The organism is Streptomyces sp. NPDC029956, from assembly GCF_055574655.1.
Genome location: NZ_JBVHZJ010000031.1, coordinates 55,356 through 69,683, shown reverse-complemented (window position 1 = coordinate 69,683; position 14,328 = coordinate 55,356). Strand labels below are relative to the sequence as shown.

Sequence of the window (14,328 nt, the reverse complement as noted above, 5' to 3'; positions counted from 1 at the left end):
CCGCCACCCCCCCCCCCCCAGTTTGCGGCCCCCGAAGACAGGCCCCCCCCCCCCCCCCCCCCCCCCCCCCCCGGACGAGGGTCAGCAGGCGATGGTGCCCCTGCGCAGCGCGTGGCCGCCCGTGCTGCTGTCGTCGGACCAGTACACGGGCTTGGTGCCGGCGACGCACTCGTCGGCACCGGCCAGGGCGAAGCCCTCGTTGTTGAGATCGGGCATGCCGCTCGGGCGCAGGTAGGAGTCCGCGGGGCCGAAGGTGCCGGTGCTGCCGATCTTCATCGTCCTGTGCAGACCGCCGCAGGTGTCGTCGCAGACCATCCACAGGCGGGCGGCCTGCGGCTCCCACTGGAGCTCCATCACGCCGGCCATGCCGCTGGCGAAGGTGGCGACGCGGGTGGCGGTACCGCTGTCCCGGAGGACGTACGCGTGGACCGCGCCGGTGCCCTCCACGCCGAGGAGGAAGACGCCGCCGGTGTGCGCGCCGTACCGGTTCGGGTCGTAGGCCGCGCCGGTCGACTCGTCCTTGAATCCGGCCGCGACGAGGGTGGTGTCGGGGATCCAGGTGATCGCCTCGAAGCCGAGGTTGGAGCCCACGGCCGGCAGACCGGCGGTCAGGTTCCACTCCTTCGTGGCGGTCAGGGCGCTGCCGGTGCCGGTGGCGACCTCGTAGCGGAGCACGGACAGGCGGCTGGTGCCGGAGGCGTCGCCGTTGCGCTCGGTGGCGACGTAGGCGCCGCCCGCGGCACCGGCGGCGGTCAGGGTGACGGCCTCGCCGTCGGGGCTGCCGCTCCCCCCGGGGTAGCGCAGCGTCTTGCCCGAGGTCCAGCCGCCGGCGCCGTCCCGGACCAGACGCCACAGCGTGCCGGAGTTCTGGGCGGCCCAGAGGACGGAGCCCTCCTGGTAGAGGCCGCTGAGGTCCTCGCCGAAGACGTTCGACCCGTCGACCGTCGCCACGGAGCTGCCGCCGGGCCAGGACACCGGGTTCGTACCGCCGCCCGAACCGCAGTCGTTCGGCGCGCCCAGCGTCAGGGCCGCCTTCTTGAAGGCGCCCGTGCCGTCGGGGCAGCGTGACCAGGACGGGGCGGAGTGTGCGGTCCAGCTGTAGCTGTCGACGAGGGTGCTGCCGCCCGGCAGGTAGAGGCGGGCCTTGTCGCCGGAACCGAGACCGAACGCCGCCGCAACGGCGAACGCGCGTGCCGTCCCCGGAGCGAGCGTCGTCCCCGCCGGGACCGTGAACGTGTGGCTCGCGTCGTCGTCCTTGAGGATCCAGCCGGAGATGTCGACGGCGGCCGCGCCCTTGTTGAACAGCTCGATCGAGTCGTCGACGCTGCCGGTCGTCACCACCTCGTTGATGCGGATGTCGTCCGACGGAGCGGCGTGCGCGGCCGGAGCCGCCAGCGTCGCGGCGGCGAGCAGCGTGGCACCGGCGACGGCGAGGCTGATCGGGGCGAGGCGGCGACGCTCCCGGGGAGCGCGTTCTTCGAGCACGGAGTGTCCGTCCTGAGAGAGGGGCGAAGGGCGTCACGAGACTCACGCCCGCCGCCGAACGCCGGTCGGATTCGGCTCCGTTGTCACATGAACGCCCGTCGACCGACAGGCCGCACGTCACGGCCCGCCACGGCACGGCACCGGGCCGTGACGGGCCGCGGCGCAACCCGTCGGCTACGCCGGGTCGATACGGGTGATGTCGCCGCCCAGCGCGAGGACGTACAGTTCGCCCGCACGGCCCTCCACGAACGAGATGACCTCGCCCCCGTTGACGACGAGGTCGTTCACCCCGGTGACCCTGCCGTTCTTCAGCGCGAGGGAGCGGATGGTGCCGTCGCAGTAGTCGCTGAACACGTACTGCCCCCTGAGGGCCGGGATCGCGGTCCCCCGGTAGACGAACCCGCCGGTCACCGCGCAGCCGAGTCCGGTGCGGGGGTACTCGTGGATCGGGCGCGTGTGGTTCGCCGGCTCGGTGCCGCCCCGGAAGGGGTGGTTGCCCTCCATCCCGGACCAGCCGTAGTTCTCGCCGCCCTTGCTCCGCGCCGGCGCCCAGTCGATCTCCTCCCAGTCGTTCTGGCCGACGTCGCCGATCAGCAGGTCGCCCGTGCGCGAGTCGAAGGAGAACCGCCATGGGTTGCGCAGCCCGTACGCCCAGATCTCGTCCTTCGCGTCCGGGTCGCCGACGAAGGGGTTGTCCGAGGGGATGGCGTACGGCGTGCCTCCGCGCGGGTCGATCCGCAGCAGTTTGCCGAGCAGTGTGCCGAGGTTCTGTCCGTTGCCGTGCGGGTCGCCTCCGGCGCCTCCGTCCCCGAACGCGATGTAGAGGTACCCGTCGGGCCCGAACGTGATGTCGCCGCCGTTGTGGTTCGCGTACGGCTGCGTCTGGGTGAGGACGGTGCGCCGGGTCTCCGGGCGGATCCTGCCCTTCCGGACGGCGAACTCGTCGATGGTGCTGGTGCCTTCGAGGTTCGTGTACGAGAGGTAGAGGTGTGTGCGTGCGGGGTCGAACGCGATGCCGAGGAGGCCGCGTTCACCGTCGGTGGTGGTGTCGGCGGAGATGTCGAGCACCGGCTCGCCGAGCCCGTCGGGTCCCAACACCCTGACGGTTCCGGCCCGTTCGGCGATCCAGACGGTGCCGCCGGGGCCGGCGGTACCGGCGATCGGATGGTGCGCCGTGGCGACGTGGGTGAGCGAGATCTTCGCGGTTCCCGCGGACTCGGCGGCCGTTGCGGCCCGAGCGGCCGTGGCGGCCGTGGCGGTCTTCGCGACCGGCTGCCGGGCGTCACGGTCCTCCGCGGAGGCCGTGGCGAGAGCGAGGGAGGTGACGAGTCCCAGGGTGCAGATGAGGGCCGAGCTTCTCGTGCGAACGTTCACCGTGATCCTCCTGGAGGCGGCGAATGGGGGAACCCGGCTGCTCGGGGCAGTTCTGGGGATCGGTGTCGCCCGCGCCAGCACGCAACCGGGGTGGGGGAAGGGGGTACCGCTGGCCACGGAGGAGACTACGGGGACCGGGTCGATTGGTATAGGCCAAGTGCGCCCCCGTGTCGGCTTCGGGGGCGCGCGCCGGCGGAGCCCGGTCCGGGGATCAGTCCTGCGGGCGGGTGGCCGTGACGAGGTAGTAGTCGAGGTTCCGCTGCTCGTACGCCTTCAGGAAGTTGCGCGGCCAGGTTCCCGGCTTCCACTGGTCGGCGAGCCAGCGGTCCCAGCCCTGCCACACGTCCGGCCCGATGGACACGGCTCGCGCGTCCGTCAGGCCCGCCCGGGTGAACGCGTCGGTCACGAGCGTGACGGGCCGCGCGATGTCCAGCCCGTCGGCGAACGTCTCCAGGTACGACGCGAGCCGCGTTCCGTGGTCCGGGTCGTCGTCCGGGGTGAAGAAACTCGCGACGACCACCCGGCCGCCGGGCCGCAGCACCCGGGCCGCCTCCCGGGTGAAGGCGGTCATGTCGTCGAAGTGCTGGGCGGCCTCGACGCTGTAGACGCAGTCGAACTCGCCGTCGCCGAACGGCATCTCCTCCGCCGCACCGCGGACGAACCGGAGCGCCGACGGGGAGGTCCCCAGCAGATCCGCGTTCCTCCGGCGGGCTCGGTCCAGCTGCTGCGGGTGGATGTCCATGCCGGTCACCCGCTCCGGTCGGTACTCGCCCAGGGCGAGCGCGCAGCCGACACCGAGCCCACAGCCGACCTCGACGATCCGCCGGCCGCCGAGCGGACCGGCGGCGTCGAGCACCTGCCGGTACATGTCCTCCTGGCTGCGGACCCGGTCGTCGACCGTGAGCGGTCCGGCGAGGTCGATCGAGCGCCAGTACCCGAAGTTGATGAACCCTCCGGCGAACACCGGCATCGAACCGAGGTCGGCCGGACCGTACGTCTCCCGAACAGCGGCGCGCATCTCCACCGGTTCCACCACCCGCGTCACCTCCGCGAACAGTCTGACGTCCGGATCCGCCCCTGTCGACGGCGCCCCGCCCCACGCGACCCGAAAGGGCGCACGCGCGCCGAGCACCGCTCCACCTCAGTCCGGCCTGCCCGGATCGCTGCCCAGATACGCCTCCCGCACCGCCGGGTCCGCGTGGACCTCGGCCGCCGCCCCTTCGGCGAGGACCCGGCCGAGGTCGAGCACCACGACGCGGGAGCACAACTCCATCACGAAGGCCACGTTGTGCTCGACGAGCAGCACCGCGCAGTTCTCCTCGTCCGCCATGTGGCGGATGACGGCGGCGAGTCTGCGACGCTCCTCGGCGGTCGTGCCGGACGCGGGCTCGTCCAGGAGCAGGACCCGGGGCGGATCGGCGAGCGCGCGGGCCAGCTCCACCACGCGGGCCTGCCCGACGGGCAGGCCGCCCGCGTAGGAGCCGGCGAGCGCGTCGAGCCCGCACTCGTGGAGCACGGCGGCGGCCCGCTCCCGGTGGCGGCGGGCCGCGGGCCGCACCCCACCCCGCCAGTCCTGTGCCACCACGAGGTTGTCCGCGACCGTCAACTGACCGAAGAGCTGCTGCCGTTGGAAGGTGCGCCTGATGCCGTGCCGGGCTCGCCAGACCGGGGAGCGGCGGGTGATGTCCGTACCGTCGTACGCGATCGTTCCCGCGTCCGGCCTCCGTATCCCCGACAGCACGTCGAAGAGGGTCGTCTTGCCCGCGCCGTTCGGCCCGATCAGGCCGCAGATCTCACCGGGGCCGACGGAGACGGACACGTCGCGCAGGGCGTGGACGCCGCCGAAACGGACGTCGATACCGGTCGCGCGGAGCAGCGGGGGGCTCATCGGCGGACTCCCGACCCCAGGTAGGCCTCGGCGAGCCGGTCCCGGTCCACCTCGGAGCGCGGCCCGGACCAGGCGATCTCGCCCTGCGCGAGATACGCGACGGTGTCGGCGATGCCGAGCACCTCGGCCGCCTTCTCCTCGACGAGCACCAACGCGGTTCCGTGGTCGCGGAGTTCCGTCAGGAGACGGAAGACCTCGTCCACGACGAGCGGCGCGAGACCGAGGGACGGTTCGTCGGCGACGAGGACCGCCGGCGGCCGCTGGAGGAGCGGGGCGAGGGCGAGGAGTTGCTGCTCCCCGCCCGACAGGGATCCGGCGGCGACGGAGCGGCGGGCGGCGAGTGCGGGGAAGCGCGCGTACACGGCGTCCCGGTCCTCCGGCCCGGTCAGCTGCAGGGCCAGGTTCTCCTCGATCGACAGCCCGGCGAAGATCCCCCGCCCCTCGGGAGCCAGCCGCACCCCGCGGCGGGCCCGGGTGACAGCCGCGTCGCGGGTGGCGTCCTCACCGTGCACCCGCACGAGGCCTCCGGCCGGCCGCAGCAGTCCTGCGGCGACCCGGCAGAGGGTGGACTTCCCCGCCCCGTTGGGCCCGAGCAGCACCAGCACCTCACCGCCGCGCACCACGAGGTCCACGCCGTGCAGCACGGGCGCGCCGCCGTACCCGGCGTGGACGCCGCTCAGTTCGAGCGCGCTCGGGCTCGGCGTCTCGCCGGGGCCGCAGCCCGGTCCCGGGGCGACACCCCCGGCCGCGACGGCGGACGGCCAGGCCGTCCGCGCGAGGTGCGGCTCGGACAGGCCGTCGTCCGCCCGAGCGGTGGCTTCGGTGCCTCCCGGTGGCGCGGCCGCCCGCCTCGTGGCGCGCCGGGCCGCTCGCCTCGACGGCAGCGCCGCGCAGTAGCCGTCCGGGTCATTCGCCAGCGCGAGCCCCGCCAGACCGAAGAGGATCACCGGCAGATGCGCGGACTCCGTCACGTACGTCGCCATCAGATGCGGGACCACCGCGAAGACCAGCCCCGCGACCACCGCGAACTGCGGCCTGCGGACCCCCGCCGCGACGACGACCGCCAGCCACACCAGGCCGGTCAGCGCCGTGAAGTCCGTGGCCGTGATCCTGGTGTTGTACGAGGCGTAGAGCACCCCTCCGAAGCCTGCGATGCCCGCCGACACCGTGAACAGCAGGAGTTTCGTCCGCACCACCGACACCCCTGAGGCCGCGGCGGCCTCGGGGGCCGAGCGGACCGCCAGCATGGCCCGGCCCCAGCGGGAGCCGCGCAGCCGGGTGAGAAGGGCGACGAGCACCGCACTGAGGAGCACGAGCGCGAGCCCCATGGCCCGGTCGTCACCCAGATCCACCGGTCCGGCCACCGGGCGCGGGATCTCCCAGCCGGTGTCGCCGTTGCGCAGCCACCCGAGCTGGAAGAGCACCTGATCCGCCAGGAAGGCGAGCGCCAGGGTGGCCAGGGCCAGCGATCTGCCCCCGAGTCGCAGTGCGGGCAGCGCGGCCACCGCGCCGAGCACGGCCGCCGCCGCCGTGCCGACCGCCGCCGCGGCGACGAAAGGCCAGCCGTGGCTCATGAGCAGCCCCGCGACCAGGGCGGCGCCGGTCACGAACGTCGCCTGGGCGAGCGACACCATCGCACCGAGCCCGGTGACCACCGTGAACGACGTGAACACGAGCCCGATCGCGAGTCCTTGGGTCAGGATCCCGCTCCAGAAGGGGGTGGTGACGGTGTAGAACGCCGCGCCCAGGAGCACGCCGGCCACCAGCCACGCGCCCCAGCGGCGCCCCCAGCCCTTCCCGGCGAGGTACTCCACCGGCGGTGGGTCCGCGGCCGCCGTGCCCGCCGCGCGGCGCCGCCGCCGTACGAGGACGACGAGACCGGCGAAGAGGATGAGGAACGGCACGGCTGTGCGGAAGCCGGTGATGCCCTCGGCGAACGACGCGTACCCCGCCACGAGGTTCTGCAGGACCCCGAGCCCCAGGCCGCCCACGAAGGCGAGCGGCACCGACGCGAAGCGCCCGAGGACGGCTGCGGTGGCCGAGACGAACAGGAACAGCGTGTAGTCGTGGGCGGAGAGCCCGAGGAGCGGGGTCGCGAGCACACCGGCGAGGCCCGCGAGACCGGACGACAGCATCCACGCGGTCGAGGACAGCCGGTCGGCGCTGATGCCCCGCAGTTCGGTCAGCGTGCGGTTGTCGACCGCCGCGCGCAGCCGCAGGCCGAGCCGGGTGTGCCGCATCAGGACCCACAGGCCCGCCGCCGCGAGGGCGGTGGCGATCCAGGTGATCAGCTGGTCGGAGTCGATGCCCACGCCGTCGAAGGGCTGCCAGGAGTCCGCGGGGCTCGGCCCGACGCCCGGCAGCCCGAACTGGTTCTCGGCGGGCAGGACCGGGGCGCCCGCCCGCTCCAGGAGTTCGACCGCCCACAGTCCGGCCGCGGGCAGTGCCACCAGCAGACCGATCGTCGCGACGATCTGGGCCGTCTCGCCGACGGCGGCCAGCTTTCTGAACATCAGCCGGTCCAGGCCCCAGCCGAGGCCGGGCGCCACCACGCACACCAGGAGCAGAGCGGTGGGGACGGCCGGCCAGCCGAAGCCGGAGTGGAGCTCGTAGAACGCCAGCGCGCACAGATAGGCGGTGGCGCCGTGCGCGAAGTTGAAGAGCCCGGAGGCGGAGTAGGACAGCACGAGGCCGGTCGCGAGCAGCGCGTACAGTGCGCCGGACACCAGCCCGCTCAGGACGAAGCCCAGCAGGTCACCCACGTGACGCGCCCCTCAGCCGAAGGGGATCGGCGGGTAGCACCTGAACGGGACGGCCACCTCGTACCGCCCGTTCTTCAGCCGGACGAGCGCACCGCAGCCGAAGCTCTCCTTCTGCCCCTTGGGCAGCGCGCGGTCGCCGACGAGCGTGCCGGTGTCGGAGAATCCGGACGCGGCCTCCTGGAAGGACTCGACGGTGAGGTCCTTGCCCGCCTTCGCGGCGACGGAGAGGAAGAGGTCGGCGCTCATGTAGCCGGTGAGCATATGCATGTTGAGGGGTATGTCCTTGCCACCGGCGGCCTTCCTGATGTCGGCCTTGAACTGCCGCATCGCGGGGGTGTCCGATTCGAAGGGCTGGAACTGCAGCAGCACGTGGACCCCGTCGAGGGCCTGCTTCGTCGCGTCCTTGGCGAGCAGCCCGGGGTCGTAGTCCGTCGGGTCGGAGATGACGCCCTTGTAGCCGGACCGCTTGAGCGCGGTGAACAGGCCGATGTTGTACGGCGTCTGCATCACGGAGACCACGGCGTGCGGCGCGCCGCCGCCGGGGCCCGAGCGCAGGATCTCCTTGGTGTACGCCGACCAGTCGCTGGGCATCGAGGTCGCCGGCACCACGGCCTTGGCGTACCCGACCTGGAAGCCGGCCGCCTTGAAGCCCTGGGTGAAGGTGCGGATGCCGAACTTTCCGGCGTCGTTGTCACCGGCGATCAGCGCGACGGACCTGCCGCGCGCACCTCCGAGGACGGCCGCGAGGCCCTCGGGCCAGGTCTGGTTGAGCGTGCCGCCGGGCGTCGGGACGAGGCAGCCGTTGAAGCCGTAGAGATGCGCGGGCCCGCAGAACGAGGGGAGCGTGCCCCAGCCCACCGTCGGGACCTTCTGCGCGTCGAGGAAGTCGGCCCCGGCGAAGGTGACCGAGCTCATGGGCGAGACGGCGAAGACCTCGTCCTGCTGGACGAGTCTGCGCGCCGCGGCCAGGTTCCTGGCGGGGTCCTGACCGTCGTCCTCGGCTCCCAGGTACTCGATCTTCCGTCCGTTGATCCCGCCCTCGGTGTTGGCCCGGTCGTAGCGGGCCCGGGCGCCGAGGTCGGTGTCCTTCTTGGAGTAGCCGCTGGCGGTCGTCATGGAGACGATGCCACCGACCTTGATCGTGTCGGCGGTGACTCCGCGTACGGAGGAGGAGGACGAGGTACTCCCGCCGCCGGAGGCGGAGTTGCAGGCGGTGACGAGAAGCAGCGCGAAGCTGGCGGCGATGACGCGCAGCGGTCGAGGCACGGGCGATCCCTCCGTCGGGTGACCGCATTCTGTAACCGACCTGACGAACCGTCAATAATCGATACACCGTCAATTGACGGTGCGTCAGTTGCTTTCCGGCAGCAGCGGACCGAGGGGGCCCAGGTCGAGATTGAGGTCCTGGAGCGTGTAACCGTGCTCGGCGCAGAGGTCGGACAGCGCGTCGTGCAGCGCCATCAGGGTGGCGCCCAGCTCCTCCTCCTGGTCGTCCGTGAGGTCGCCGGCGTCGACCCGCCGCAGCGCCTGTCTCTCGATCAGCTGACGCAGGAGTTCCACGACGGTGAGGACGAGCTTGAGGAGGTCCTCCTCGACCGACTCGCGGTCGGTGCGGATCCTGTGCGCGGGACGGTGGGGTTCGCCGTCGGGGACGGGAGGCGCCTTGACGAGACGGAACGCGTCGCCCAGGGCGGCACCGACGCCGTCCAGGGCCGCGGACGACGGACCGGGAGGGGGCTGCGTGCCGGGAGGCCGCGGCGTACCGGCAGGAGGCGGCATATCGGGAGGCCGCGACGTACCCCGGTCGTCACCCCGCTCCCCGCGCGCCGGGTCCGGCCGGTTCATGGTCGTCCCCGGGTGGGCGGGCCGAGCGGATCCGCTTCGGAACCGACGGACACGATCAGCGCGCGCAGAGAGATGCGGACGAGGTCGATGTCGGCGATCGAGAGCACGATGTCGCCGGAGAGGACCACGCCGCCGCTCAGCAGCCTGTCGAGCAGGTCGACGAGGGCGACCTGGCGGCCGGGGAGCCCTTCCGTGGACCGGGCGACGCTCATGGCACGGGGCCGTCCCGTACGGCGTCCGGCCGGGGAGGATCGGCCGGCGAAGGAGGCATGGCGAAGGAGTAGGGGGCCCACGGGCCGGTCACCTCGACGCGTACGCCGTCGACGTCCGCAGCCACCGCGGCGAGCGCGGTGCGGAAGCTCTCGGCCCGGTCGTCCGGGACCAGGTAGGCGTCGTTCAGGACGTTCTCCTCGGGCCCCGCGAGTGCTCCGCGCTGGGCGGGGTGGCGTACGCGGTGCGTGGTGAACCGGGAGACGAGCGCCTCGATGCGCCCGGCCGCGTCCTGGGCGTTCCGGTAACGGTCCTCCTGAACGGTGTGCTGGGCCCTGCGTCGCCGCAGGTAGGCCTTGCCCGGGCCGAGTGTCGTGGTGCTCGCGGGCCGGGCGTCGCCCTCACTGTCCTCCGCTGCCCCGGTGGAGCTGATGTACACCTTGACGCCCCACTCGCTCCGGTCGCGGAGCAGGGCGAGCCTCTCGGCGAAGACGTTCCGCTGGGCGGCCAGTGCCTCGCGGGCGCGGTCGTCGTCCTGGTACAGGGTGGCCAGCCGCAGCGGGAGCACGGTGCCGTGGCGGGCGATCGTCTGCACCACCTCGTGGTGGGCGCGGGCCACGGCCTCGAGCCATTCCAGGTCCTCGAAGCGGGCCTTCAGCGTGGGCTCGTCGAACGCGTGCGCCGCGACCCGGCTGACGACGAACGCGAGATCAGGTCCCCCCGCGCCCGCGGCCGGCGCGTCCTCGCCGAGGAGGGCCACCGAAGCCCCGTCCACCCCGTGGACGCCCGACAGCACCGCCCGCAGCTCCCGGGTGTCCGGCACCACGGCGTACACGTAGGTGAGGTGCTCGCGGTCGCTCATGTGCCGCGCCTACGTCGTGCCGCTCCGCGGCGGGGCGCCGCCCTGTCGTCCGGGCCGTCGTCCGGCTCCTCACGCTCCTCGGGCTCAAGCTCCTCGTCCGCCTCGAACTCCTCCTCCGGCTCGAGAACCTCATCCACCTCAAGCACCGCATCCGTCCCTGGGATCAGGGATTCGTCCGCGCCCCGTTCCCGCCGCAGCGCCTCCAGCTCCGCGCGCAGCCGGCGGTTCTCCTCCGCCAGGGGCCCTCCGGTGTGCCTGGACGAGAGCGAGGGATCGTGCTCCCACCAGTCGATTCCCATCTCCTTCGCCTTGTCCACCGAGGCGACCAGGATCCGCAGTTTGATCGTCAGCAGCTCGATGTCGAGCAGGTTGATGCGGATGTCTCCCGCGATGACGATGCCCTTGTCCAGGACGCGTTCGAGGATGTCCGCGAGGTTCGCGGAGGAACTCGGGCCGTACGGCACCGGTGACGCCCTGGAAGGTGCCGTCCCGAAGCGGTCGGGGAGGGGGTCAGACACGGCGGTGTCCTCGATTCCCGGTCATGGGGTGCTCGCGCGGAATGCGGAGATCTCCGCGAGCCGGTCGAGCAGCTCGTCCTCGCGAAGCTCGAAGGTCGCCTCGTCGATCTCCCCCCGTACGAGGCGCTCCTCCAGCTCTCCGAGCTCCCGCCAGACGGGAGCCGGGTCGTAGTACTCCTCCTCGGCCTTGTCCAGCACTCTCTGGGCCACCCAGGTCACGCCACGCACCGGGGCGACGGGAAGGGTGAGCAGGGCGGTCAGCAGTCCCATCGTGTCCCTCCTTCCGAGCAACCGTCATTCCACGAAGCTGTACGGCGGCAGGGGCCCACTCAGCCGGAACTCGATGCCGTCCCCGATCTGGCGGGCGAGGTTCGCCTCCGCCGTGCGGAACTCCTCCTGCCGGTCGTCGGCGACCAGGAGCGAGAAGTTGAGGAAGTCGGCTCCGGAGGCCTGGCGGACGGTGTGCTCCCGAGCGAACGGCACAAGCGCCTCGATCAGCCCGGCCGCCAGGGCCTGCTGCCGCTCCTGCACCTGCGCGGCGACCAACTGGCCGAGGGCGAGCGGGAGCTGAGGATCCTGGTCGCCGCCGCGTATCCGCTCGTTGAGGTCACGGGCTTCGGGCGTCTCCCGCAGGATCTGCCGCAGCAGTTCCTCCTCGTCCTGGGTCGCCCTCACGTGGTACTCGGCGCACCCGCCGAGCCGTTCCAGGTTGGAGAGATAGCCGTCGGTGTCCTTCAGAAGCGCCTGCTCGACCGTCGACTCGTCGGCGGTCGTGTACCCGAACTGCAGCGGCAAGGAGGGGCCACCGCGCATGAGGCGTTCCTGCACCTCCTGGTGGATCAACAGGTCGCGGCGCTTGGGGCGGATCTCCTCGTCGATGTCGCTCACCACCGCGCACAGCGGCCCGGAGACGACGGCGCGCACGGGACCGGGTTCGGAGCCGACGCCGTTCAGATCGTCGATGTCGAGGGGGTGCTGCTTTCCGGTGATCGCGTAGACGTAGAGGGCCATCGGTCACTCCTTCTCCCGTCGCGTCGCCCGGCGGGCGGCGGGCCGTCGACGCCTGGGCGTCTCCGCCTCCTCCTCTTCCGGCTCCTCCTCGGGCTCCTCGTCGTCCCCGCCTGACTTCCCCTTCAGAGAGTCGGTCACGGCCTCGACAGCCCCGGTCAGGGCACCCTTGGACTTCCCGTGGGCCCCTCCCTCTACCATGCCGCCGACGACCTCGGGCAGCTGCGCCGGAGCCTTGCGGCCCGCTTCGAGGTCGAGCCGGTTGCACGCCTCGGCGAAGCGCAGGTACGTGTCCACACTGGCCACCACGATCCGGGCGTCGATCTTGATGATCTCGATCCCGACCAGTGACACACGGACGAAGACGTCGATCACGAGACCACGGTCCAGAATGAGTTCCAGCACGTCGTAAAGGCTGCCTGTGGAGCCGCCACCCCTGCTGACGGCGCTGCCGCTCTGCGGCACCATGGTCATGGCGCCTCCTTCCGCGGCCGAACCGAACTCAGAACGGCCGATCGATCATTCCTCGGTTGTACCGGCGGGTTCGTTCGAAGGAGATCAGCGTCCCTTCCCCGTCGAGAGACACCTTGTAGCTGGCCAGCACACTCGTCGTATCGGGGATCCGTTCCAGTTCCAGCACTTCCACCTGCGCCTCCCACCCGTCGCCGGTGGGCTTGAGCGAGGAGACGGATTCCGGAACTCTGCCGAGCAGACCAGCCAGTTGCTCGCTGGCCGACCTCATGGCCGAGCCCGCGTCCACGCCCTTCGAGCGGCTCGACGCGGGCTTCCGCCGAGCAGACGGCCGCTTCCCGCCCGCGGTGTGCGACGTACCGCGTCGGGGGCGATCGGGATCCTCTGTGGCCATAGATCACTTCCACAAGACGTCCAGCAACTTAAGGCTAGAATTTCATGATATCGGGACATATGCCATGTCCGGGAGAGCAGGCTCGTTCCCACCGCCCCCGACGGGGCGTCGTCACACGCTCTCCAGCAGACGCGCGGGACCTGACCAAGGACACTCCACGGCGCGACGGAACGGGCCCGCAGTCACCCGGTGAAGGGACAGGGGTCATGGAGGACACGACCAAGGTCGCCCTGGCAGCCGCCGTGGCAGGCGGCTACCTTCTGGGACGGACGAAAAAGGCTCGCCTCGCGTTCACCGTGGCCACCTATCTCGCGGGCCGCCGCTTCGGACTCGAGCCGGGACAGCTCGTGACGCAGGGGCTCACCAAGCTCAAGGACGTGCCCCAGATCGCCGAGATGGGCGAGCAGTTGAGGGGGGAGGCACTGGACGCCGGCCGGCAGGCGTTCACCGCGGCGGCCAACCGCAAGCTCGCCGACCTGGCCGACTCCCTCCACGAGCGGACACTGTCCATCAGCAGCGGCAAGGATCAGGAGGAGGCCGAGGAGGCGGAGGAGACCGACGAGGCCGAGGAGGCGGAGGAGACCGACGAGGCCGACGAGGCCGAGGAGACGGCGGAAGACGACGAGGCGGACGGGCCGTACGACGAGGACGAGGAGTGGGAGGAGGAAGAGGAACCCGAGGGCGAGTACGACGAGGACGAGGATGAAGAGGAGCCGCGAGAGGAGGAAGAGGAACCTGAGGAAGAGGAACCCGCGAAGGAGGAACCCGAGGAAGAGGAACCCGAGGAGGGGGAAGAAGAACCTGAGGAGGAGCCCGAAGCCGAGCCGAAGCCACGGGCACGCCGGTCCGCCGGTACGCAGTCCCGTTCACGGTCGGGCGGAGGCACCGCATCGCGCTCCCGGCAGGGAACCACCGGATCCCGCTCCCGCAAGGCGTCCGAAGGACGCGCCGCGTCCACGCCCGCCAAGAAGACCGCCCCAGCCAAGAAGACCGCGCCTGCCAAGAAGACCGCCCCCGCCAAAAAGTCGGCACCCCCCAAGAAGTCAGCGCCCGCCAAGAAGACCGCCCCTACCAAGAAATCGGCGCCCGCCAAGAAGACGGCCCCCGCCAAGAAGACCGCGCCCGCCAAGAAGACCGCGCCCGCCAAGAAGTCGGCGTCGTCGAGAACGACGAAGACCGAGGCCGCGCCCACGAAGCGGTCGGCGTCGAGCCGCAGCGCGGCGAAGAAGACCGCGCCCGCGAAGAAGACCGCGCCCGCGAAGAAGGCGGCTCCCGCAAAGAAGGCGGCTCCCGCGAAGAAGACCACGGCAGCGAAGAAGACGTCAGCCGGGCCCGCGAAGAAGACGACGGCCAAGAAGACGGCCGCGAAGAAGACGGCCGCGAAGAAGACGGCCGCGAAGAAGACGGCCGCGAAGAAGACCACGGCCCGCAAGCCGCCCGCGAAGAAGGCGCCGGCGCGCAAGCCGGCGGCCAAGAAGACGACATCGCGCAAGCCGGCGACGCGGAGGTAG

General features: G+C 71.8%; 15 protein-coding genes. 1 reads left to right on the top strand and 14 read right to left on the bottom strand.

The features are described 5' to 3' along the window. Positions 1 to 81 precede the first annotated feature (81 nt). The 14 genes from ACZ4XX_RS23930 to ACZ4XX_RS23865 form a co-directional block, all read right to left on the bottom strand. Complete coding sequence (locus tag ACZ4XX_RS23930; protein ID WP_468509903.1) at positions 82 to 1,485, bottom strand: lamin tail domain-containing protein; 1,404 nt, start codon at positions 1,483 to 1,485, stop codon at positions 82 to 84. Between the two features lie 174 nt (positions 1,486 to 1,659). Next, positions 1,660 to 2,859 carry a PQQ-dependent sugar dehydrogenase gene (locus ACZ4XX_RS23925; RefSeq protein ID WP_468509902.1) on the bottom strand — a complete coding sequence of 400 codons (1,200 nt, stop codon included), beginning with the start codon at positions 2,857 to 2,859 and terminating at the stop codon, positions 1,660 to 1,662. Positions 2,860 to 3,070: 211 nt separating this feature from the next. Further along, on the bottom strand, positions 3,071 to 3,895 hold the full coding sequence (locus ACZ4XX_RS23920; protein WP_468509901.1) for a class I SAM-dependent methyltransferase: 825 nt from the start codon (positions 3,893 to 3,895) through the stop codon (positions 3,071 to 3,073). A 105-nt stretch (positions 3,896 to 4,000) separates the two neighbouring features. Further along, positions 4,001 to 4,747: an ABC transporter ATP-binding protein gene (locus tag ACZ4XX_RS23915; RefSeq protein WP_468509900.1), complete on the bottom strand. Its 747-nt coding sequence runs from the start codon at positions 4,745 to 4,747 to the stop codon at positions 4,001 to 4,003. Continuing rightward, positions 4,744 to 7,509, bottom strand: a complete 2,766-nt coding sequence (locus tag ACZ4XX_RS23910) for an ABC transporter permease subunit (RefSeq protein ID WP_468509899.1) — start codon at positions 7,507 to 7,509, stop codon at positions 4,744 to 4,746. The genes ACZ4XX_RS23915 and ACZ4XX_RS23910 overlap by 4 nt, the downstream gene beginning before the upstream one ends. Positions 7,510 to 7,521: 12 nt before the next feature. Continuing rightward, positions 7,522 to 8,775, bottom strand: a complete 1,254-nt coding sequence (locus ACZ4XX_RS23905) for an ABC transporter substrate-binding protein (RefSeq protein WP_468509898.1) — start codon at positions 8,773 to 8,775, stop codon at positions 7,522 to 7,524. Between the two features lie 84 nt (positions 8,776 to 8,859). After that, a complete protein-coding gene (locus ACZ4XX_RS23900; protein WP_468509897.1) occupies positions 8,860 to 9,288 on the bottom strand; it encodes a gas vesicle protein K in 429 nt (142 codons plus the stop codon). Positions 9,289 to 9,350: 62 nt separating this feature from the next. Then, on the bottom strand, positions 9,351 to 9,566 hold the full coding sequence (locus tag ACZ4XX_RS23895; protein ID WP_468509896.1) for a gas vesicle protein: 216 nt from the start codon (positions 9,564 to 9,566) through the stop codon (positions 9,351 to 9,353). Beyond that, the gene (locus tag ACZ4XX_RS23890) at positions 9,563 to 10,426 is read right to left on the bottom strand and encodes a GvpL/GvpF family gas vesicle protein (protein ID WP_468509895.1); all 864 of its coding nucleotides are present in this window, start codon (positions 10,424 to 10,426) and stop codon (positions 9,563 to 9,565) included. Before ACZ4XX_RS23890 ends, ACZ4XX_RS23895 begins: the two co-directional genes overlap by 4 nt. Beyond that, positions 10,423 to 10,944, bottom strand: a complete 522-nt coding sequence (locus tag ACZ4XX_RS23885; RefSeq protein WP_468509894.1) for a gas vesicle protein — start codon at positions 10,942 to 10,944, stop codon at positions 10,423 to 10,425. Before ACZ4XX_RS23885 ends, ACZ4XX_RS23890 begins: the two co-directional genes overlap by 4 nt. A 21-nt stretch (positions 10,945 to 10,965) precedes the next feature. After that, positions 10,966 to 11,214, bottom strand: a complete 249-nt coding sequence (locus ACZ4XX_RS23880; protein ID WP_468509893.1) for a gas vesicle protein GvpG — start codon at positions 11,212 to 11,214, stop codon at positions 10,966 to 10,968. Between the two features lie 24 nt (positions 11,215 to 11,238). Further along, the gene (locus ACZ4XX_RS23875) at positions 11,239 to 11,955 is read right to left on the bottom strand and encodes a GvpL/GvpF family gas vesicle protein (RefSeq protein WP_468509892.1); all 717 of its coding nucleotides are present in this window, start codon (positions 11,953 to 11,955) and stop codon (positions 11,239 to 11,241) included. Positions 11,956 to 11,958: 3 nt separating this feature from the next. After that, positions 11,959 to 12,426, bottom strand: a complete 468-nt coding sequence (locus tag ACZ4XX_RS23870) for a gas vesicle structural protein GvpA (RefSeq protein WP_468509891.1) — start codon at positions 12,424 to 12,426, stop codon at positions 11,959 to 11,961. 28 nt (positions 12,427 to 12,454) lie between these two features. Continuing rightward, complete coding sequence (locus ACZ4XX_RS23865; RefSeq protein ID WP_468509890.1) at positions 12,455 to 12,817, bottom strand: gas vesicle protein GvpO; 363 nt, start codon at positions 12,815 to 12,817, stop codon at positions 12,455 to 12,457. A 206-nt stretch (positions 12,818 to 13,023) separates the two neighbouring features. Between ACZ4XX_RS23865 and ACZ4XX_RS23860 the strand changes: the two genes are divergently transcribed. Further along, positions 13,024 to 14,328: a histone protein gene (locus ACZ4XX_RS23860; RefSeq protein ID WP_468509889.1), complete on the top strand. Its 1,305-nt coding sequence runs from the start codon at positions 13,024 to 13,026 to the stop codon at positions 14,326 to 14,328.